Raw genomic sequence first — 18,569 nt, 5'->3', positions numbered from 1 at the left:
CTTGTGCGGGAAGGTAGCGACATCCTATGTCCGCCAATGCCGTCAGCTCTCCGCGTCGTCGGCAAATTTCTCCGAAACCGCCATGGAGGCCGCTCGCTGGGCTGCCGTCGACTCGAGCGATATCGCGGTGGTCGGCGCAACAAGACGACAGCACACGCTCACCGCCCCCCGCGCAGGCATGCCGAGCCGGGCGAGTTCGGCGTCGATGTCGACCTCGAACACAAATTCTCGGTGGATGTACGGCGCCGCTAGTCCGTGCGTTCGCTGTAGAACTCGGTAAACGCCGCGTAGGCGCGGGCGCCATAGACGGTTGCGGGGCCGCCGTTCATCAGGAAGCTGACGCCGATGGCCTCGGCCGCCTCCGCAGGGGTCGCGCCGCGTAGAACCGCGGCGTGCGCGTGCGCGGCGATGCAGCCGTCGCATTCCTTGCTCACCGCGATGGCAAGAGCGATCAGCTCTTTGGTTTTGGTATCCAACTCACCGGCGGCGAGCGCCGCATCATGCAACTGCTTGTAACCGGCGTACACCTGCGGGAGCGCGCGCCGCAGCTCGCGGGTGGGCGTACGCAGCTCGTCCCGGACCGTCGTGCCGTAGTTGCTCATATCGCTCCTTAATAATTATCTCCTGGGTCCACGATGCACGTGGCCGGCCGGGCGGCGATGCGGTCTTAGGTCCTGACCGCGGGCGGCTTTGGTCGCACAGCCCTGGATCGTCGGTCGATGTCGACACCGCCGTCGCCGACGTGCTGGCGCTCATGGAGCGATTCGATGGACAGGCAACGGATCGAGCATGGACCGGGCCCAGAGCTCAAAGTGCTGTTCGGTCCTTCGATTGGGGACCTTCGGCCCATCCCCGATCCGGCCCTCTTCAGCGATGCTTTGCTCGAGAAAGACTTCGATCTCGGCTGCTGGGAGTCCACGGCATGATCACCTCGACCGAAACGATCACCATCCGCCCGCTCGGCCCAGCCGATGCCGCGACCGTCGCGGATCTGCACGCTGGGATGCCCGATGCGGACGGTCTCTTCCGAAATCTCGTGCCACGTCCGACGGAGTTACCCAACGTCGCTCGCGCCCTCGCCCTGCGCGATGGGGCGCATTGTGTGCTCGGCGCTTTCGCCGGCGATCGGATCGTCGGCCTCGGTAGCTTCGTCGTGCTCGGCACGACCGAGACTGCCGAGGTCGCGATTGTCATCGACCACCATCAGGACGACCGGACCGGCGCATTCGGCCCCGAACTCCTGCACCGCCTGGTGCACCTCGCGCGTGAGCGCGGCATCGCACGATTCGTCGCAGAGTTGATTCCGGCGAATACCAGGATGATGCGGTTGGTCGCCGACACGGACTTCACCGTGACGGCCTACCGCCAGAACGGCATCGCGCGAGTCGGCATCCAGCTCTGACGGCCCCGAATGCGTACGATTGCGCGCCCCCGGGCGGGACGACACCTTCGGTCGCTGATCAGCGGACGAACTCCGCCCGCGATCACGAGCAGCACCCTACGCTGAGTGAATGCTGCATAGAGACACAGCGCAATGACCAGGGTGTTTCTAGTGGACGACCACCATATCGTGCGTCGCGGTGTGGCCGACCTGATCAGTGCCGAGCCCGATCTCGAAGTCGTCGGCGAGGCCGGGAGCGTATCCCACGCGATGGCGCGCATCCCGGCCCTGCGTCCCGACGTCGTGGTCCTCGACGTGCGCCTGCCCGATGGCAACGGCATCGAACTATGCCGTGAACTGCTGAACCAGCATCCCGAGTTCCGCTGCCTGATCCTCACCTCGTTCACCGACGAACAGGCCATGCTCGACGCCATCCTGGCCGGGGCCAGCGGCTACGTGGTCAAGGACATCGACACTCTCGAGCTGATCGACGCGATTCGTGAAGTCGGCGCGGGCAAATCCCTGCTCGACAATCGGGCCGCCGCCGCGCTCATGGCGAAACTGCGCGAGGAAGCCACGGCCAAGACCGGGCCGCTGGCCACGCTCACCGACCAGGAACGAACGCTGCTCGAACTGCTCGGCGAGGGACTGACCAACCGACAGATCGCAAGCCATATGTTCCTGGCCGAGAAGACCGTAAAGAACTATGTCTCCCGGCTCTTGACCAAGCTCGGCGTCGAACGACGCACCCAAGCCGCTGTACTGGCCACCAAGCTCAACCCACCACACAAGGAGAAATGAGCGCGCGGCGTCTCCACACCCGCAATGGTGCGTTGCCGTGCAAGGACCTGCCCCGCCGGACACCACCTATGGACCGCTCAGCGCAGGAGAGACAATCGGGTCGACCGATGTGATCTGCTGCGGCCGACGCGTGCGACCGCGCGACCTTGGACCGGGAATGGCGCGGGATGAACGGCCGGGTCGGCCAGAATTCATGACGACGGTCACCTCGGTGAGTTACCTTCGCATCTGCTACGAGCAGCCGGGATATCACGACAATCGAGGTGTAGCAGAGGCAGTTTCTCAGGCGACCACAGTGATGGTTGGCGGCTGCCGCCGAAGGTGGTCGGTATGACCGAACTACATCCGCTGGATTCGGGGTTCATGGAACTCGAGGATTCCGACCGGCATATCAGCCTTGGTATCGGTGCGGTCGCCATCATTTCCGGCACCGCACCGAAGCGAGCCGAATTCACCGAAGCGATGGCTGAGCGACTCGCGGACAACACCCGGCTGCGGCAGCGGGTCCGGCGCGCCCCCTTGGACCTCGTCGCACCGGTGTGGGAAGACGATCCGAACTTCGATGTGGCGCGCCATATCCGATGGGCCGCGTTGCCCGAACCGAGCGATGAGGCGACGCTGTTCGAGCTGATCGCGACCGAACTCGCGGAGCGGCTCGACCGCGACCATCCGCTGTGGCAGTGCACCGTCGTCGAACATCTAGCCGATGACCGTTGGGCGCTGATCGTGCGAGCACACCACAGCCTCGTCGACGGGGTCTCGGGCATCTCGCTGTTCGAGGGCTTTTGCGACCGGCCCGCCGACAAGGCGCCCACTCGCGCGCCGAGACAGGATCACCAGAGCGATACTGCGGCCGGATTATTCGACTGGACGGTCAAGACCCTGCGGATACCGCTCGATGCACCCCGCTTCGTTGTCGGCACGCTGCGCAGCCTTGCCCCGATCGCGATGGCCGCTATCAGCCCGGCTGCCGAATCCTCGCTGAACGGGCCCATCGGACAACAGCGTCGATACGTTGCCGTGCGTACCTCGCTCGCCGAGGTGCGCGATATCAGCGCGGCGTTCGGTGTGACGGTCAACGACATCGTGCTGGCCGCGGTCGCCTCGGCCTACCGGACCCTGCTCACCCGCCGCGGCGAGGCGCCGACCAGCGATAAACTCCGCATCATGGTGCCGGTGTCGATGCGCCCGGCGGACGCGAAATATGTACTCGACAACCGGGTTTCGGTCCTGCTGCCACATCTGCCGATCGACATGGCCGACCCTGTCGAACGACTCGGCAGAATCCATGACCGGATGGCCGAGCACAAGTCCAAAGGCGGGGCACAGGCCGAGAATTCGATGTTGGCGCTGGCCGCGCGGCTCCCGTTCGCCCCCCTCGCATGGACCGTCCGGCTCGCGGCGCGATTCCCCCAGCGCGGCGTCGGGGCGCTGGCAACCAACGTGCCCGGCCCACGGCGACCGCTGACCATGCAGGGCAGTCAGGTGCTGGAACTGCTGCCGTGCATACCGATCGCCATGCGGCTGCGCACCGCGATCGCCATCCTCAGCTACGGCGACAACCTGGCCTTCGGCATCACCGGCGACTACGACACCACACCCGATATCGAGGTCATCGCTGACGGCATCCGCGAAGGCATCGCCGAACTGCTGGCCCACGCCACCGCCCGCCGCCTGCCGCACCGGGACAGCGTGGTCGAACTGGACGCGCGCCGCAGTCAGGACAAACCCGTGCCCGACTGACCGAAGGGCGTCGTACGCGATGATCTTTGTCCGTTCAATCCCATGTCACCGGGACCAACGGCACCTGCCGAGCCTGCGTCGGATGCGGACCATCGGTGTAGTGCACTCGGTGTGGGCCCCCACCCGATTTTTCTCGACAACCAGGGGGTGAAATCCGGCGATGCGGCTGGATAACCTTCCCTCGGCCCCGGGGCGCACCGCCAATGACTACGGTGCGGTCATCTTCGATATGGACGCAGTGGTCACCGATACCGCCGCCGTCCACGCGGCGGCGTGGAAATCGCTGTTCGATGCGGTGCTGCCGAAGCTCACCAGCACTGTGCAGCCGCCGTTCGATGCCCAACTCGACTACCGCAAGTGGGTCGACGGCCGCAGCCACGAGGACGGCGTGCGCTCGTTCCTCGGCTCACGCGGACTCACGGTTTCCGAAGGTGAAATCACCGACGACGGCGACCAATTGACTGTCGCAGGCTTGACCGCCCGCAAGCAGCAGCTGTTCACGACCGCGCTGGCACAGGTGGGTGTGCGGGTTTTCCCCGATGCCAGGAAGCTGCTCGAACAACTGCGCGCGGTACGGGTTCCGACGGCTTTGGTTACCGCGAGCCGCAACTGTGCTGCGGTACTCGAGGCGGCGGGCATCGCGGAGCTGTTCACCGTGCGCGTCGACGGCACCGACGCGCTCCGCATGAAACTGCCCAGCAAGCCCGATCCGGCAATGCTCGTCGCGGCCGCCCACCGCTTGCATATCGAGCCCATCGACGCCATCGTCATGCAGGACGCTACTGCTGGGGTTCGGGCCGCTGCCGCGGGCGGGTTCGGGCTCGTCGTCGGCGTCGACCACACCGGCGCCGGCGCGCAACTGACCGATGCGGGCGCGGACGTCATCGTCACCGATCTCGCCGACCTGCACCTCATACCGGGCGACGGCGTGACCGCGATCGAATATCCGAACGCGCGGTGGTGCGCCGGCGCGACCATCGTGGGCGCCGGCGGCTGGAATCTGGTCTACGACGGATTCGATCCGGCCCGGGAGGGGACTCGGGAAGCCTTGTGCGCGTTGGGAAATGGATACTGGGGTACGCGGGCTGCGGTGCCTGGCAGCACAGCCGACTCGGTCCACTATCCGGGCACTTATCTCGCCGGTATCTACAATCGCCACTGCTCCGAACTACATGGCGGCACAGTCGAATCCGAACATCTGGTCAATGCTCCGGACTGGACCTTCCTGACCGTCCGTCCGGTCGGCGGTCCGCCGCTGCGCCCTGGCATGCCCGATATGCTCAGCCATCATCAGAATCTGAATCTGCGGGCGGGCGTACTCACCCGGGTCGATCGGTACCGCGACGACGCCGGACGAACCACCCGGGTCATCTCCCGGCAATTCCAGTCGCTGTCCGATCCGCGACTCGCGGCACTGCAGTTCACCATCGAAGCCGAGAATTGGACCGGAGCCGTCGTCATCACCTCGACGATCAACGGACACGTGGCGAATCGCAATGTCGCGGCCGACCGCGCATTGGCACACGATCATCTGGCGCCGATCGGATATCGGGAATTGGATTCCGACACTGTGCTGTACGAGGCGATCACCGATCAATCGAGCATTATCGTCGCCGTGGCCGCCCGCACGCACACCGATGCCGAGGTGTCAGCTCGCGAATCGCTCGCTGACAAGTCTTGTCCCGGACACGAATTCACCGTGACGCTGCGCCCGGGCAACCCGGTCACGATCGAGAAGATCGCGGTGGTGGCGACCTCGCGAGACCGCGGTCTATCCACGGCCACGTCGGATGTCGAGTACCGGATCGCGCGGGCACCCGCGTTCGCGGATCTGCTTGCCGCGCACGTCGACGCGTGGGCGCGGCTGTGGGACCGGTTCGGCATTCGCCTCGAGGACGGTCGCGATCGTCGACTTGCGCTGAATCTGCACATCTTTCACATGTTGCAGGCGACCGTAGGGGTTGGCCCGGACGCCGATGTGGGTCTGCCCGCGCGCGGTCTGCACGGCGAAGCCTATCGCGGACATATCTTTTGGGACGAGCTATTCGTCTACCCGGTGCTGACACTGCGTCGGCCCGAGCTGACCCGCGCCTTCCTGCGCTACCGGCACCGGCGGTTGCCGAGAGCACAGGCCGCGGCCAGGGCCGAGGGACTGGCCGGCGCCCTGTTTCCCTGGCAGAGCGGCAGCGACGGGCGCGAGGAGACCCCGGACCGTTTGTTCAATATTCGGGACGGTCAATGGATGTCGGACAATTCGCACCGCCAGCGCCACGTTGGGCTCGCGCTCGCCTACAGCGTGTGGCAGTACTTCCAGGCCACTGCGGATCTGGGTTTTCTCACCGATTGCGGCGCGGAGATCCTGGTCGAAGTGGCTCGCCTGTTCGCGAGTCTGGCCGTGCACGATCCGGTCGAGGACCGCTTCGATATCACCGGTGTAATGGGTCCGGACGAATACCACGACGGCTATCCGGACGCGCCAGGACGTGGCGTGCGCAATAACGCGTATACGAACGTGCTGACCGCTTGGGTCCTCATGCGTGCCCACGATGCGGTCGCGCTGCTCAACGGTACCGATTGCGATCCACTGTGGGATCGGCTGCGGCTCACGCCGCAAGAACCGGCACAGTGGGATCGGATCAGCGCACGCCTGCGTGTCCCGTTCCACGACGGCGTCATCAGCCAGTTCGAAGGCTACGAGAAGCTAGCCGAATTCGACTGGGACGCTTACCGATCCAAGTACGGCGAAATCGGCCGCCTGGACCTGATCCTACAGGCCGAGGGCGACACCACCAATCGGTTCAAGCTCTCCAAACAGGCCGATGTGCTCATGCTGTTCTACCTGTTCTCGGCCGAGGAGTTGCGCGCACTCTTCGACCGTCTCGGCTACGAACTCCCCCCGGAACTCATCCCTCGCACCGTCGACTACTACCTCACGCGCACCAGTCACGGTTCGACGTTGAGCCGCCTGGCCCACGCCTGGGTCCTCGCCCGCACCGACCGCGCCCGCTCCTGGTCGCTGTTCACTGAAGCACTCGACGCCGACCTCGCCGATACCCAAGGCGGTACCACCCGCGAGGGTGTCCATATCGGCGCGATGGCGGGCACCGCGGATATGGTGATCCGCTGCTACGGCGGCGTCGAGACCCGCCACGACGTGCTGCGGCTGCACCCGGTGCTGCCCGCTGAACTGTCCAGAACCGAATTCACCCTCAGCTACCGCGGGCAACCGCTCACCATCACACTCACTCGCACCCAGGCGACAGTTCGCCTGTTGCCGAGCACAGCGTCCCCCATCCGCGTATGTATCGAGGACATCGAGACGACGCTCTGTTCGGGCCAAGAATGGGAAGTGCCCCTGCATTCCACGGGACATCGGGACGACACCGATTCGCGTCGACCGAATCGCGACGCGCGACGATCGGTCGCTGGCCAGGCAATGCCGTCGACATAACAGCGACCAAGGTCGTCTCCTCCGTTGCCGAACGACCCTGTGCCCGCCGCTGATTTCGGTGGACGCTACCGGATATGAAAACAGTCACTGCTTGCACGATCGGAATCGGCACATACCTGGCCGGATTGGCGGTGGGCTATCAAGTGATCCTCCGTGATCGCTGCCTCACCTGGGGCTCCACCAAGGACGAGGTCGAGCGCCCGATGCCCGGCGACGACCTGATCACCGCCCCGGATGTCGTTGCCACCAGGTCGATTACGATCGACGCCGACCCAACACGGATCTGGCCCTGGCTGGTCCAGATGGGTCCCGGACGAGGCGGTGCCTACACCTACGACTGGATCGAGAACCTGCTCGGACTGAATATGCACAGCGCCGATACAGTTGTTCCGGAGTTGCAAAACCTCACCGTCGGTGACACTTTCGCGCTCGGTGAGAAGGGTCCGCGGATGCGAGTGGGCGTTCTCGAACCAGGGCGGGCACTGGTGTTCGCCTCGGCGGACGGGCACTGGGTATGGGCGTTCGGGCTCTATCCGAGCGCCGAAGGCACTCGACTGGTCAGCCGAAATCGCATCACACTGCCCGACTCGGCGCTACCCACCCGCGTGTTCAACCGGTTCATCATGGAGCCCGGCAGTTGGGTTATGGAGCGCAAGATGCTGCTCGGCATCAAACAGCGCGCCGAGCGAACCCTGGCCGAAGAAGCCGTTACCGTGTCCGACGCACCAGCCGAGTCGGCAGCGGGTGACCACGGAACTCGCGCCTTCGGCGGAATCAGTGGCACCGTCAGCAGCGCCGTGGTCGACGCCGGCCCACCGACAGCTCCCTGGATACGAGAGTAGTTCCGCGAAGTCGGGTTCGCGTGCGGGCGAGGTGCCCGCGGCGGGTCTGCCACTCCACTCGGCACGGCGCGCTAACCCCTATCGACACGTCGGACGTGAACCGGACCTCTACCGCGGCCCAGGAGGCACACCGGATTCTGCACGCCGAGGGACCGGCCCACATCGTCCCGCAGGCGACCCGACATGTCGCGCGGCACCATCGCGCTCTTGGGCCCGCCGCCGCGACGCACTGAATGGGGCCGTTGGTCCTCGACCGGCGGGTATCACGGCTCTGACCAGCGGTCGGGCTTTTGCGCGACGCTGAGGGTATGGAATCGAACGCACCTCGCATCGCGGTCGTATACGCGACCGAAAAGGGATCGACCCGCGATATCGCTGAGTTCATTGCCGCAGAGCTGGACGAGCAGGGCGCCGAGGTGGAGCTCAGTGACGCCGAGCACGCACCGGAGCTGTCCCGCTTCGACACGGTCGTGCTCGGTAGTGCGATCCACGATATGGACTTCCTACCCGCGGCCGTCACCTTCGTGCGAACGCACCGGGAGGTATTGCGGAAAAAGAATGTCTGGCTCTTCAGTGTCGGCCTCGGCCCCGCGCTCGGCGGCCCCATCGGAAGCCGAATCGGCCGGATTGTGCCGAAGAAGATCGCCGCGCTGCGCGACTCGATAGCGCCGCGGGAATACCAGGCGTTCTCCGGACACTACGAACACGTCGGCGTGTCGCTGAAAGCCAGGATGCTGTATCGCTTGATGGGCGGTGGCCGGTACGGCGATCTGCGTGACTGGGGCGCCATCCGCGCCTGGTCCGCGACCATCGCGCAATCACTCGGTCTGCCCGCCGCACAGTCGAATACCATCGTCCCGTAATCGGAGCCGACCGGATCTGCCGCTCGGCGGCGCGGCCGCACACGCCGGGACCGCCCACAACGCTCGGCAGGCACCTTCCACGGTCGCTACGACTATTGACCTGCCGAGCCAGTGGTATACGAACCCGGAGTCCATGAACGCGAGGCCGTGGTGGCTGTTCTGATACGCCACCACGCCAATCGTTCGGCGAGTTCGGGCAGCCATTCGGGCGGCACGTCGTTCAGCTCTCGCTCTGCACCGTTGACGGCGGCAGACAGTGCCTCGGTCGAAACGGTGGGAAAGTCTTGCCTGAGGTGCACGATCGCATCGATTGGTTCGACGAAGTCGGCGAGGGTGTTCTCGGATCTCACCAATGTCATTTGCGGCTGCCTTGCTCGTGGGTCACATTGTCGTCCACCGTATTGCCGGGTAGTCATATCCGGGCAGGGCCGCCGGTCCCTGGATTGAGGGCCGATCGGCACTAGAGGTGTCCGGCAAGCTACCCATGGATGGCCGTTGATCAGGGGTTTCCTTCTGGGGAGAGGCTGGTCCCGTGCTCTCGCCTCGAGATCAGTTCGAACGCACCACGATTATCGGCACCTCCACCGAATGCAGTAGTCCGTTGCTGGTGGAACCGAGGACCATGCTGGCGAATCCGCCACGGCCACGGCAGCCGACGACGACCAGTTGGACGTCGGCCGATGCGTCGAGTAACGAGCGAACCGATCTGTCGGCCACCACGATTCGATGCACCTTCACATCTGGATAGCGTTCGGCAAAGCCCGCGAGGCTTTCGGCGAGCACCGCCTCCGCCGAAACGCGTGCGGTCTCCCAGTTGACCAGCGGCAGATCGACCGCGCTGGTGTCGCTCCATGCGTGCAGGGCGATCAGGTCCACGTTGCGTTGCGATGCCTCCTCGAAGGCGAGTTCGATGGCGGGCGTGCTGTTCTGTGTGCCGTCGACCCCGACCAGCACCGGTCGGGTCGCCGATACTGGATCGATCGCCGCGATCGCGTGGATCACCGCGACCGGGCAGTGGGCGTGATGGGTGGCGGCGGTGGTCACCGAGCCGAGTAATCCGCGCTGGAACGCGCCGCGACCGCAGCTGCCGACTACCAGCATGTGGGCGTGCGTGGAGCGTTCGATCAGTGTCGGAATGATCAGGTCGAAGGTCACCTCGGTGGTGATGGCGAGATTGTCGTCGGGTGCGGCTATCCGTGCGAGGCGGGTGGCCTCGGCCAGGATGCTCTCGCCGTCGCGACGCAGCCACTCGGTGTCGGATTCCGTCAGCAGCACACCGGGGCCGTAACCCATCTGGATTCCCACCGAAGTGAGAATGTGCAGCCTGCGATGACGCATCGCGGCCTCGGCCGCCGCCCACGCGACCGCCTGATACGAATTCGCCGAGGCATCCACGGCCGCGAGGATCGGCGCATCGGATTGTTTCGAGTGCAAAGCGCTTTCGTCTGCCATGTACTCGAGCATGGCGCTTCGACAGTGGCACGAGCAGAGAAGAAGGTCATTTCCCGGATGGGTCGAGTGGCCCCTGCTCGCGGTCTCATGCTTGCACTCGTCGTCGGATTTCCGTCGACGGTCGAAGGTCACTCGGGAAGTGTCGGTTCGGCTCTGTGCGCCACTGCGGTCCGGACGTAGTGTCGAAATTATTTCCGCAGGTCATAGGTAACTTGGGAGATTGAGATGCGGGCACGGGTCGTATACGAATCGATGTTCGGCAATACCGCCGCCGTCGCCCGGGCGATCGCCGACGGATTGCGCACATACGCCGAAGTGGAGCTGCTCTGCGTCGCCGCCGCCGCGGAGATGTCGGAGCCGGCAATCGATCTGCTGGTGGTCGGCGGACCCACCCACGCCTTCGGACTGAGTCGCACGCGAACCCGCCGCGATGCCGCGGAGCAGACCGACGCGCCGATCGCGGTCGATATCGGAATCCGCGAATGGCTCGACGCGGCGCTGCCGGTCCCCCGGGGTTCCCGGGCCGCGGCCTTCGGCACGAAAGCCGCCAACCCGTGGTGGCTGCCGGGATCGGCCGCACGTGGAGCTGGAAAACGATTGCGGCGCTTGGGATATGAGCTCGCCGACGATCCGGTGGACTTTCTGGTCGATGGTATGCAGGGCCCCCTCGCCCAAGGTGAATTGGAACGCGCTCGAACCTGGGGTGAGCGCTTGGCGCATACCGAACTCGATCGCCTCACGAATCGGGTCTGAGACCGAAGGATACTCCGATGCCCTACCGCATCCTGATCGATGAAGCATCCCCGCAGACCGTTCTCGAACTGCGGCGCGCCATCCGCGCCGACCACGCGGGCGACGATATTGATGCCGGGATGCGGGCGCTGTACGAACTGGCGACCACCACCGGCCTGGCTCCGGTCGGTTCGCCATCGACCACCTACCTCGGTGACCTCCGCGCGGACACCTCGACCGAGGTCGACTTCGATCTACCGGTCACCATCGGGCCCATCGGCGACAACGGCGATCAGGCGATGGTGCGTCGGACCGAGCCGGGCCTGTTCGCCCGCACCACCCATCGCGGCGACTATCAGCACATCGGCGATGCGTACCGAGCGTTGGAGAACTGGTTGCGCACCTCGTCGTTCCAACCCGTGGGACCGCCGACCGAGGTGTACCTGGTTGCTCCCGACGAGGTCGTCGATGCGCGCGACCTGGTCACCGAGATCCGCATTCCGGTCGCGCCCGCCGAACTCCTCGTGCGGGTGCCCACCCCGTTCGCCGACACTGTTGCCATCGTGCGTGCGGCCTTGGCCGAACAGGGTTTCGGCGTTCTGACCGAAATCGACGTGCGCGCCACCCTACGAGTGAAACTCGACGTCGACATGGAGGACTACCTGATCCTCGGCGCCTGCAACCCGCAGCTCGCGCACCGGGCACTGGACATCCACCGGGAGATCGGTCTACTGCTGCCCTGCAATGTGGTGGTGCGCACCCACAACGATGCCACCGTCGTCGAAGTCGTCGACCCGGACATCCTCGTCGTCCATACGCGACAGCCCGCATTGCGGCCGATCGCGCGGGAGGCCCGCGCTGGTTTGGCCGCGGCCTTGGATGCGATCGTAAAGCGTTGCACCGCATCGGCTTAGCGGCGCCTGCGCGACTGGGTTCGGTGGTCGGGGATCAGCCGGCAGCAGCCGACTCGAACGGGTCGAGCACATCGGCCACCGACCGTCGCGGTGTCATCGGCAACGACAGTGCACTGGTCGGGAGCCAGCCGACCCGCAGGATCGCCTGCGGTTGTGCGATGTCGTCGAGCACCTCGTGGCGCACCCTGCGGCGCAGGTCCGCAAGCTCGAGCGGTTCGGTGAGCAGGCAGGTGGCCAGGCCGATATTGGTGGCGGTCAGCAGCACCGCGCTGATCGCCTCGCCCGCGCGCAACCGCGAAAGCCGATTGTCGGCCGATGTGCTGATCACCAGCAGTTCGGCGTAATCGGGTTCGTGCGCACCGTCGGCTGACGCGGGTGCCGCGAACTCGCGGGCCGACAGTTCATCACGCGGTCGCGCACGACAAGCGTTCCTGGTCGGCACACCGTCGTCCGAGCTGTGCCTGCCGGACCGATTCACCAATTCGAAGCGATATTCCGGATCGTCGGCGTGCCGGGCGGCTGCGGTGCGCATTGTCTCTACCAGCACCTCGCGTGGGCGGTCGCCGGCCTGCGTCACGATGGCACCCAGTGTTGCGGCGCGTTCGGTCACCAGCCCCAGATATCCATGCGGGATCGGCCACGACGAATAATGCCTGCGGTCGGTCTGGCGTCTCGAAATCGTCGCGCTCAATGCGGCATCCAGTGATGTCGGCCGATGCCGCACCAACTCGATCGCGGCCAAATGGTTCGGATCCGCCGGATTCGGCAGCCGATGCACCACCGCGGACCAGCCGAGCGCCGCGAACGCTATGCGCAGATGATGTAGTGCCGCACCACAACTCAGCACTAGATCGCGCTGATCCGGGTCGGTCCCGGTCGGTGTACGCGCAGGGTCGAGGTACAGGTGGATGGAACGTGCACCGACCCGCCACCGCCACGGCTGAACATTGTGTACCGACGGCGCCCGCACTGCGAGTGCCAGTGCTGTGTTGACAGTGCTGTCATCGGGCAATCCGTGGTCCATGTCGCCTTCCTTCATCGATTTCGACCAACGGTCTCACCGACGCGGCGCCACCGATAAGAGCACGACGGCCCCTCTTGACGGGACTTCGGGCGGCTCATCGGCCGAGAGTGGGACCGACGGCCGCGCGGCAGCCGAATCGGACGGATCAAGGGACTTTGGTCACCAGGGTGGGGTCCAATGCCGACACACCGAAGCGGGCGGCTCCGTACGCTGAGTGAGTTCGGTTGCAGCGAGAGGTGCAAGACATGATCAGGGTGTTCTTGGTTGACGATCACGAGATCGTCCGCCGCGGTATCGGCGACCTCATCGCCCTGGAATCAGACCTGGAGGTGGTCGGCGAAGCGGGTACGTTCGCGCAGGCACTCGCCCGAATTCCCGCGCTGCGTCCCGATGTCGCCGTTCTCGACGTCCGCCTGCCGGATGGCAACGGCATCGAACTGTGCCGTGAACTGCTGTCCGCCGATTCGGCGCCGCGCTGTCTGATCCTCACCTCATTCACCGACGAGCAGGCCATGCTCAACGCCATCCTGGCCGGAGCCAGCGGCTACGTCGTCAAGGACATCACGACCCTGGAGCTGATCGATGCGATCCGTGAGGTCGGCGCGGGCAAATCATTGCTCGACAACCGGGCCGCTGCGGCGCTGATGGCGAAACTGCGTGCGGAAGCGGAGGCGAAGACCGGGCCGCTTGCGAGCCTTACCGAACAGGAACGCGCACTTTTGTCCCTGCTCGGTGAGGGTTTGACGAATCGGCAGATCGCGAGCCGGATGTTCCTGGCGGAGAAGACGGTAAAGAACTACGTCTCGCGGTTATTGACCAAACTCGGTGTCGAACGCCGCACGCAGGCAGCTGTACTGGCCTCGAAACTGAACCAGCAGGAACAGTAGGCGACCTACCGGTCGATTCGTGGCCGTCGACCGAATTCGGTGGGCCGACCGTGAAAGAATGTTCGGTATGGAACGCCAGTCGCCCGGGGCGGCCCACAGCAGTAGGCCACCAGTGACTGAGACCCTGTCTCAGCTGCGGCTGCGTGAACTGCTTATCGAGGTCCAAGACCGCATCACGCAGATCGTCGATGCGCGCGACCGGATGGATCGGTTGATGGAGGCCATGCTGGTCATCACGGCCGGTCTGGATCTCGACAATACGCTGCGTACGATCGTGCACACCGCCATCGAACTGGTCGATGCGGAATTCGGCGCGCTGGGTGTTCGGGAGACCGATCCGATGAGCAATCAGCTCGCCGAATTCGTGTACGAGGGCATCGATGACCGCACCCGCGTCCTGATCGGCGATCTGCCACGCGGGCACGGGGTGCTGGGTCTGCTCATCGAGCAACCGAAACCCATTCGGCTGACCAATCTTTCGGATCACCCCTCCTCGGTCGGCTTTCCCGAACACCATCCGCCGATGCACACCTTCCTCGGCGTTCCGGTCCAGGTCCGTGGCGAAGTGTTCGGCAACCTCTACCTCACCGAGAAAGCGGGCGGACTGGAGTTCACCGAGGACGACGAGGTAGTGGTGCAGGCGTTGGCCGCGGCCGCGGGCATCGCCATCGAGAACGCCCGTCTCTACGAGCAGTCCCGCGACCGCCAGCAGTGGCTCGAAGCGACCAGGGATGTGGCTACCGAACTGCTGGTTGCCGGTGAATCGAGCGAGGTCCTCGCACTCGTCGTCCAGCGAGCCCTGACGCTGACCGAATCGTCGTGCACCTTCATCGCCCGGCCCGAGGATCCCGATATACCGGCCGATGAGGTCACCGAGTTGGTGGTGGTCGCGGCTGCCGGGATCGACGCCGACGCACTCACCGGCCAACGCCTGCCGGTAGTGGCATCGAATTCCGGTGAGGTTTTTCGCCGAGGACAGAGTTTGTCGGTCCAGAAACTGGCACACAACCCGTTCCCTGATGCCCCTGTCGAATTCGGTCCGACGCTGATACTTCCGCTGCGAGCCGGACATACTGTCATCGGAGTGCTCACCACCCTGCGCCCTGCCGCCGCGGCCCCGCTCGACGCGGCGGCGCAGACGATGATGGCCACCATCGCCGACCAAGCCGCGCTTGCGTTGCAACTGGCCGATACCCAGGAGCGTATGCGTGAACTCGATGTGCTGTCCGACCGCGATCGGATCGCCAGGGGTCTGCACGATCACGTCATCCAGCGTCTGTTCGCCGTCGGTCTGTCCCTACAGGGCACCGCACAGCGGGCCCGGGCGCCTGAGGTGCGGTCTCGGCTGATGGAGACGATCGACGACGTGCAGGCGATCGTGCAGGACATTCGCCATTCGATCTTCGATCTGCAGAGCAATACCACCGCGGATTCCTCCAAATATCGTAAGCACCTGCACGGGATCATCGTCGAAATGACGGCGGATTCCGGGCTGCGCACCACCGTTCGGTTGGCCGGTCCGGTGACGGTACTCGCGCCGCCGCTGTCCGACGATGTCGAGGCGGTATTGCGCGAGGCCGTGAGCAATGTGGTGCGGCATGCGTCGGCGAGCACCGTAGCGGTCGAGTTGAAAGTGCGTGACGATGTCAGCATCGAGGTGACCGACGACGGTATCGGCGTCCCCGATGACATCGCGCGGCGCAGCGGATTGGCCAATATGGCGGCACGGGCGAAGGACGCGGGCGGCACGTTCAGCATCGAGAACCGCCCCGGAGGTGGCACGGTGATGCGCTGGTCGGCGCCGCTGCCCTGAAATATCTCGCGGCAGGCAGATAGCGGCAGGGCGAACAGCGCAGCCTTTCGGCCCTCGGATTCGTGACCTTGGACAGGCGTGCTTGCCCTCCCGGAGTTCCTAACCTACGGGTATCCGATTGTCGGACCCGAAGGCAGCCCATGACTCACCCGCATAGCAGCGCGCACCGAATCGCTTCGGCCGCAGTGGTTGTCGGTGCCGACGTGGACGCCCGCGCTGATTCCGCTCCAGAAAGTCGAGAAATCCATGTCCACCAATACCGTCAATCCGCCCGTCCTCGTCGGCGCCGACGGATCCGCCGATTCCGTCGACGCCGTGCGGTGGGCTGCCATCGACGCGGCCCGACACGGCGCGCCCCTGCACATCATCTACGCGATCGGCGCACCAGTCGACTACGGACCGGGTATCGCCTTCAATCAGATCGACTACGACGTTTATCGCGAAGCCGGTGCCGCCGCGGTCGCGCTCGCACGCAAAACCGCTGTCGCCGTATCGGATTCGATCCACCCGATCGATATCGAGACATTCGTTGTCGAGGCACCGCCCATCCCCGTGCTGTGCGACCGATCGAAGGAGGCCAGACTGCTGGTCGTCGGTACCCGCGGCCTCGGCGCGTTTCGGCGCGGATTGCTCGGTTCGGTCAGCACCTCGCTGGCCCGGCATGCGCACTGCCCGGTCGCGGTGATTCCGGAGGCCGTGGCGCCCGAGCGGGCGCTCGGCCCGGTCGTGGTCGGTGTCGACGGCTCCCCGGACGGCATCCGGGCCCTCGACGTCGGCTTCGATGAGGCGTCGCGGCGCCGCGCGGCCCTGGTAGCGGTGCACACCTGGTCCGAATTCAATCGTTATGTCCCCCGCAACGATATGGCGAACGAGGCCGAGGAACTGCTCGCCGAAAGTCTGGCGGGTTACACCGAGAAGTACCCCGAGGTCCGCGTCCAACGAGTGGTCACCGAGGACCGTCCCGCCAAGCGCATCCTCGCCGCCGCCGAACGCGCACAACTGATCGTGGTCGGCAGTCACGGCGACGGCGGCTTCGCCGGCATGACCTTGGGTTCCACCAGCCAGGCCGTCCTGCATGCGGCCGACTGCCCCGTGATCATCGCCCGCCCCCAGGACTGACCGACGGGGATCCGGTCCACGGCGGCCTACGATACGAGCCGGTCATGCCTGTCGGTCATGGGCCGCCGATTCGGAAGACCTGGCAGCGGTTCCGGTCGCCGAGCATTATCTGAGCTGTCTGGCGACCTGCGCGGTATCGTCGACCAGCAGGCCCGGTCGATCTCCGCAACATCGGAGGCGAGTATGTACGCTGCCGCGGGCCGAGGTAGTGGCATATGCCGGGGGCCTGGGGCTATCACACGCAGGCCTCGGACAGCATGCTCATGGCCCGGGACCACGACTCTCGAGGGCCAACGGCTGCGGCGTCGGTGCCATTCGGTCCTGTCGCCGCAGCACGCGACGGCGTGACGATTGACATATGACGACCAGCGCGACTCGATATCAGGCACCGGGATTCGGCGCATCCGTGATGTTGTCGGCATTGCACTCCCCGTTTGCCCACGTACTGCGGAACAACCTGTGCGAACTGCGATATCAGGCGCGGCGCTCGGGTCGTCATATCGCCTTACCCGTGTCCTACGCCCGCGCGGGCGACAACGTGGTCGTCCGGGTCGCTCGCGCCGACACAAAGACCTGGTGGCGCAACTTCTGTTCACCCCGGCCGCTTTCGGTGTGGCTCGATGGGCGGTGGTATCGCGGTATGGGGCATGTGGCACAACCCGATTCGCTGCAGCGCGAGGAAGCGGCAGCGATCTATCAGATGGCGTTTCCTCGCGCCGAGGTGCCGACGACCGATCCTCTCGTTGTGATCGAGTTGTCTGCTGCGCGCGAGCCGATGATGGGCGCTGCGGCCGTGCAGAAGCAACGGTGGGGACTGTGGCGGCGCTGGTTCACGAGTGTGACGTCGGGTGAATTGCTCGGCTTCGCGGCACCGGCGGTGACCGGCGCGCTGGTGCGCGATGCCGCGCCGGTCGTCGCTGCCGTCGCGCTGCTGATGGCCGGCGTGGTCGAGGGCAGTGTGCTCGGCTGGTTCCAAGCCGCGGTGTTGCGGTCGGCGGTGCCCGGAATGCGTTCCGGCGACTGGATTCGCGCCACCGCATTCGGGGCATTGGTGGCCTGGTCGATAGGTGCGGTCCCGGTGCTGGCCGGTGCCGGACTCGATACGTGGTCGCCATGGGTGCTGGTGCCCACAGCAGCGGTCGGCGGGATCGTCTTGCTCTTGTCACTCGGCGTCGCACAGTGGTTTGTGTTGCGCCACTTTGTAGTCGGTGCGGGCCGCTGGATCGGTGCGACCGCCCTGGCCTGGTTGGCCGGGCTGTTCGTTTTCATCGCGTTCACCAGCCCGCTGTGGCAGCCCGGACAGTCCACGGCGCTCGTGGTGCTGATCGGCATCGGCGGCGGCTTGTTGATGGCCGCCACAATGGCCGCCGTCACCGGCTACTTCCTCGTCCGCATCCTGCGCAGGCAGCCTGAACTACTCGCAGGTCCGGTCATGCACGCACAACCAGGAGACTGGCTGATCGTCGAAGATGAGCTGTCGCATCCGGACCGGGCCGCGGAATCGATATCCGAGCCGGACGCCCCGACACAGGGTACGAGGTGATCGA

The 18,569-nt window shown here is 65.5% G+C and carries 17 protein-coding genes; 12 read left to right on the top strand and 5 right to left on the bottom strand.

Annotation, left to right across the window (positions count from 1 at the left end; genetic code table 11):
• Window positions 1–42 precede the first annotated feature (42 nt).
• Window positions 43–222 (bottom strand): hypothetical protein, encoded by a 180-nt coding sequence (locus ACIBI6_RS16865; RefSeq protein ID WP_396956862.1) that lies wholly within the window; start codon window positions 220–222, stop codon window positions 43–45.
• Between the two features lie 26 nt (window positions 223–248).
• On the bottom strand, window positions 249–602 hold the full coding sequence (locus tag ACIBI6_RS16860) for a carboxymuconolactone decarboxylase family protein (RefSeq protein ID WP_364352543.1): 354 nt from the start codon (window positions 600–602) through the stop codon (window positions 249–251).
• 320 nt (window positions 603–922) lie between these two features.
• On the opposite strand from ACIBI6_RS16860, the gene ACIBI6_RS16855 reads away from it, so the two are divergent.
• From ACIBI6_RS16855 to ACIBI6_RS16830, 6 genes are all read left to right on the top strand, one after another.
• Window positions 923–1,402 carry a GNAT family N-acetyltransferase gene (locus tag ACIBI6_RS16855; RefSeq protein WP_396956861.1) on the top strand — a complete coding sequence of 160 codons (480 nt, stop codon included), beginning with the start codon at window positions 923–925 and terminating at the stop codon, window positions 1,400–1,402.
• Between the two features lie 132 nt (window positions 1,403–1,534).
• On the top strand, window positions 1,535–2,182 hold the full coding sequence (locus ACIBI6_RS16850; protein WP_396956859.1) for a response regulator: 648 nt from the start codon (window positions 1,535–1,537) through the stop codon (window positions 2,180–2,182).
• A 330-nt stretch (window positions 2,183–2,512) separates the two neighbouring features.
• A complete protein-coding gene (locus tag ACIBI6_RS16845; protein WP_396956858.1) occupies window positions 2,513–3,925 on the top strand; it encodes a wax ester/triacylglycerol synthase family O-acyltransferase in 1,413 nt (470 codons plus the stop codon).
• A gap of 160 nt (window positions 3,926–4,085) precedes the next feature.
• Window positions 4,086–7,376, top strand: a complete 3,291-nt coding sequence (locus tag ACIBI6_RS16840) for an HAD-IA family hydrolase (protein WP_396956856.1) — start codon at window positions 4,086–4,088, stop codon at window positions 7,374–7,376.
• Window positions 7,377–7,450: 74 nt separating this feature from the next.
• On the top strand, window positions 7,451–8,218 hold the full coding sequence (locus ACIBI6_RS16835; RefSeq protein WP_396956855.1) for an SRPBCC family protein: 768 nt from the start codon (window positions 7,451–7,453) through the stop codon (window positions 8,216–8,218).
• Window positions 8,219–8,526: 308 nt separating this feature from the next.
• On the top strand, window positions 8,527–9,081 hold the full coding sequence (locus ACIBI6_RS16830) for a flavodoxin domain-containing protein (RefSeq protein ID WP_364351645.1): 555 nt from the start codon (window positions 8,527–8,529) through the stop codon (window positions 9,079–9,081).
• A 92-nt stretch (window positions 9,082–9,173) separates the two neighbouring features.
• Here ACIBI6_RS16830 and ACIBI6_RS16825 read toward each other — a convergent pair whose 3' ends face one another.
• Both ACIBI6_RS16825 and ACIBI6_RS16820 read right to left on the bottom strand, forming a co-directional pair.
• The gene (locus ACIBI6_RS16825) at window positions 9,174–9,440 is read right to left on the bottom strand and encodes a hypothetical protein (protein ID WP_364351642.1); all 267 of its coding nucleotides are present in this window, start codon (window positions 9,438–9,440) and stop codon (window positions 9,174–9,176) included.
• Window positions 9,441–9,630: 190 nt separating this feature from the next.
• On the bottom strand, window positions 9,631–10,533 hold the full coding sequence (locus ACIBI6_RS16820) for a universal stress protein (protein WP_364351639.1): 903 nt from the start codon (window positions 10,531–10,533) through the stop codon (window positions 9,631–9,633).
• A 225-nt stretch (window positions 10,534–10,758) separates the two neighbouring features.
• Here ACIBI6_RS16820 and ACIBI6_RS16815 point away from each other — a divergent pair, with 225 nt between their 5' ends.
• Together ACIBI6_RS16815 and ACIBI6_RS16810 are read left to right on the top strand one after the other, a co-directional pair.
• Window positions 10,759–11,286, top strand: coding sequence for a flavodoxin family protein (locus ACIBI6_RS16815; RefSeq protein ID WP_396956853.1), 528 nt, complete (start codon window positions 10,759–10,761; stop codon window positions 11,284–11,286).
• Between the two features lie 17 nt (window positions 11,287–11,303).
• The gene (locus tag ACIBI6_RS16810; RefSeq protein WP_396956852.1) at window positions 11,304–12,179 is read left to right on the top strand and encodes a DUF302 domain-containing protein; all 876 of its coding nucleotides are present in this window, start codon (window positions 11,304–11,306) and stop codon (window positions 12,177–12,179) included.
• A 34-nt stretch (window positions 12,180–12,213) separates the two neighbouring features.
• On the opposite strand, the gene ACIBI6_RS16805 is transcribed toward ACIBI6_RS16810, so the two are convergent.
• Entirely contained in the window at window positions 12,214–13,203 is a 990-nt protein-coding gene (locus ACIBI6_RS16805; protein WP_396956851.1) for an Acg family FMN-binding oxidoreductase, read from the bottom strand.
• Between the two features lie 245 nt (window positions 13,204–13,448).
• Between ACIBI6_RS16805 and ACIBI6_RS16800 the strand changes: the two genes are divergently transcribed.
• From ACIBI6_RS16800 to ACIBI6_RS16785, 4 genes are all read left to right on the top strand, one after another.
• Window positions 13,449–14,090 carry a response regulator transcription factor gene (locus tag ACIBI6_RS16800; RefSeq protein WP_364351630.1) on the top strand — a complete coding sequence of 214 codons (642 nt, stop codon included), beginning with the start codon at window positions 13,449–13,451 and terminating at the stop codon, window positions 14,088–14,090.
• 58 nt (window positions 14,091–14,148) lie between these two features.
• Entirely contained in the window at window positions 14,149–15,903 is a 1,755-nt protein-coding gene (locus ACIBI6_RS16795) for a GAF domain-containing protein (protein WP_396956850.1), read from the top strand.
• Window positions 15,904–16,149: 246 nt separating this feature from the next.
• The gene (locus ACIBI6_RS16790; RefSeq protein ID WP_396956848.1) at window positions 16,150–17,022 is read left to right on the top strand and encodes a universal stress protein; all 873 of its coding nucleotides are present in this window, start codon (window positions 16,150–16,152) and stop codon (window positions 17,020–17,022) included.
• A gap of 358 nt (window positions 17,023–17,380) precedes the next feature.
• Window positions 17,381–18,565, top strand: a complete 1,185-nt coding sequence (locus ACIBI6_RS16785; RefSeq protein ID WP_396956847.1) for a hypothetical protein — start codon at window positions 17,381–17,383, stop codon at window positions 18,563–18,565.
• Window positions 18,566–18,569 lie beyond the last annotated feature (4 nt).

This window comes from Nocardia sp. NPDC050412 (assembly GCF_044458825.1).
Lineage (GTDB): Bacteria > Actinomycetota > Actinomycetes > Mycobacteriales > Mycobacteriaceae > Nocardia.
This window is presented reverse-complemented; position numbering and strand designations above follow the sequence as displayed.

Excerpts from the sequence above, each read along its gene's own strand:
- ACIBI6_RS16860 (WP_364352543.1), bottom strand. The coding sequence starts at position 602 with ATGAGCAACTACGGCACGACGGTCCGGGACGAGCTGCGTACGCCCACC.
- ACIBI6_RS16855 (WP_396956861.1), top strand. The coding sequence starts at position 923 with ATGATCACCTCGACCGAAACGATCACCATCCGCCCGCTCGGCCCAGCC.
- ACIBI6_RS16850 (WP_396956859.1), top strand. The coding sequence starts at position 1,535 with ATGACCAGGGTGTTTCTAGTGGACGACCACCATATCGTGCGTCGCGGT.
- ACIBI6_RS16845 (WP_396956858.1), top strand. The coding sequence starts at position 2,513 with ATGACCGAACTACATCCGCTGGATTCGGGGTTCATGGAACTCGAGGAT.
- ACIBI6_RS16840 (WP_396956856.1), top strand. The coding sequence starts at position 4,086 with ATGCGGCTGGATAACCTTCCCTCGGCCCCGGGGCGCACCGCCAATGAC.
- ACIBI6_RS16835 (WP_396956855.1), top strand. The coding sequence starts at position 7,451 with ATGAAAACAGTCACTGCTTGCACGATCGGAATCGGCACATACCTGGCC.
- ACIBI6_RS16830 (WP_364351645.1), top strand. The coding sequence starts at position 8,527 with ATGGAATCGAACGCACCTCGCATCGCGGTCGTATACGCGACCGAAAAG.
- ACIBI6_RS16825 (WP_364351642.1), bottom strand. The coding sequence starts at position 9,440 with ATGACATTGGTGAGATCCGAGAACACCCTCGCCGACTTCGTCGAACCA.
- ACIBI6_RS16820 (WP_364351639.1), bottom strand. The coding sequence starts at position 10,533 with ATGGCAGACGAAAGCGCTTTGCACTCGAAACAATCCGATGCGCCGATC.
- ACIBI6_RS16815 (WP_396956853.1), top strand. The coding sequence starts at position 10,759 with ATGCGGGCACGGGTCGTATACGAATCGATGTTCGGCAATACCGCCGCC.
- ACIBI6_RS16810 (WP_396956852.1), top strand. The coding sequence starts at position 11,304 with ATGCCCTACCGCATCCTGATCGATGAAGCATCCCCGCAGACCGTTCTC.
- ACIBI6_RS16805 (WP_396956851.1), bottom strand. The coding sequence starts at position 13,203 with ATGGACCACGGATTGCCCGATGACAGCACTGTCAACACAGCACTGGCA.
- ACIBI6_RS16800 (WP_364351630.1), top strand. The coding sequence starts at position 13,449 with ATGATCAGGGTGTTCTTGGTTGACGATCACGAGATCGTCCGCCGCGGT.
- ACIBI6_RS16795 (WP_396956850.1), top strand. The coding sequence starts at position 14,149 with ATGTTCGGTATGGAACGCCAGTCGCCCGGGGCGGCCCACAGCAGTAGG.
- ACIBI6_RS16790 (WP_396956848.1), top strand. The coding sequence starts at position 16,150 with ATGTCCACCAATACCGTCAATCCGCCCGTCCTCGTCGGCGCCGACGGA.
- ACIBI6_RS16785 (WP_396956847.1), top strand. The coding sequence starts at position 17,381 with ATGACGACCAGCGCGACTCGATATCAGGCACCGGGATTCGGCGCATCC.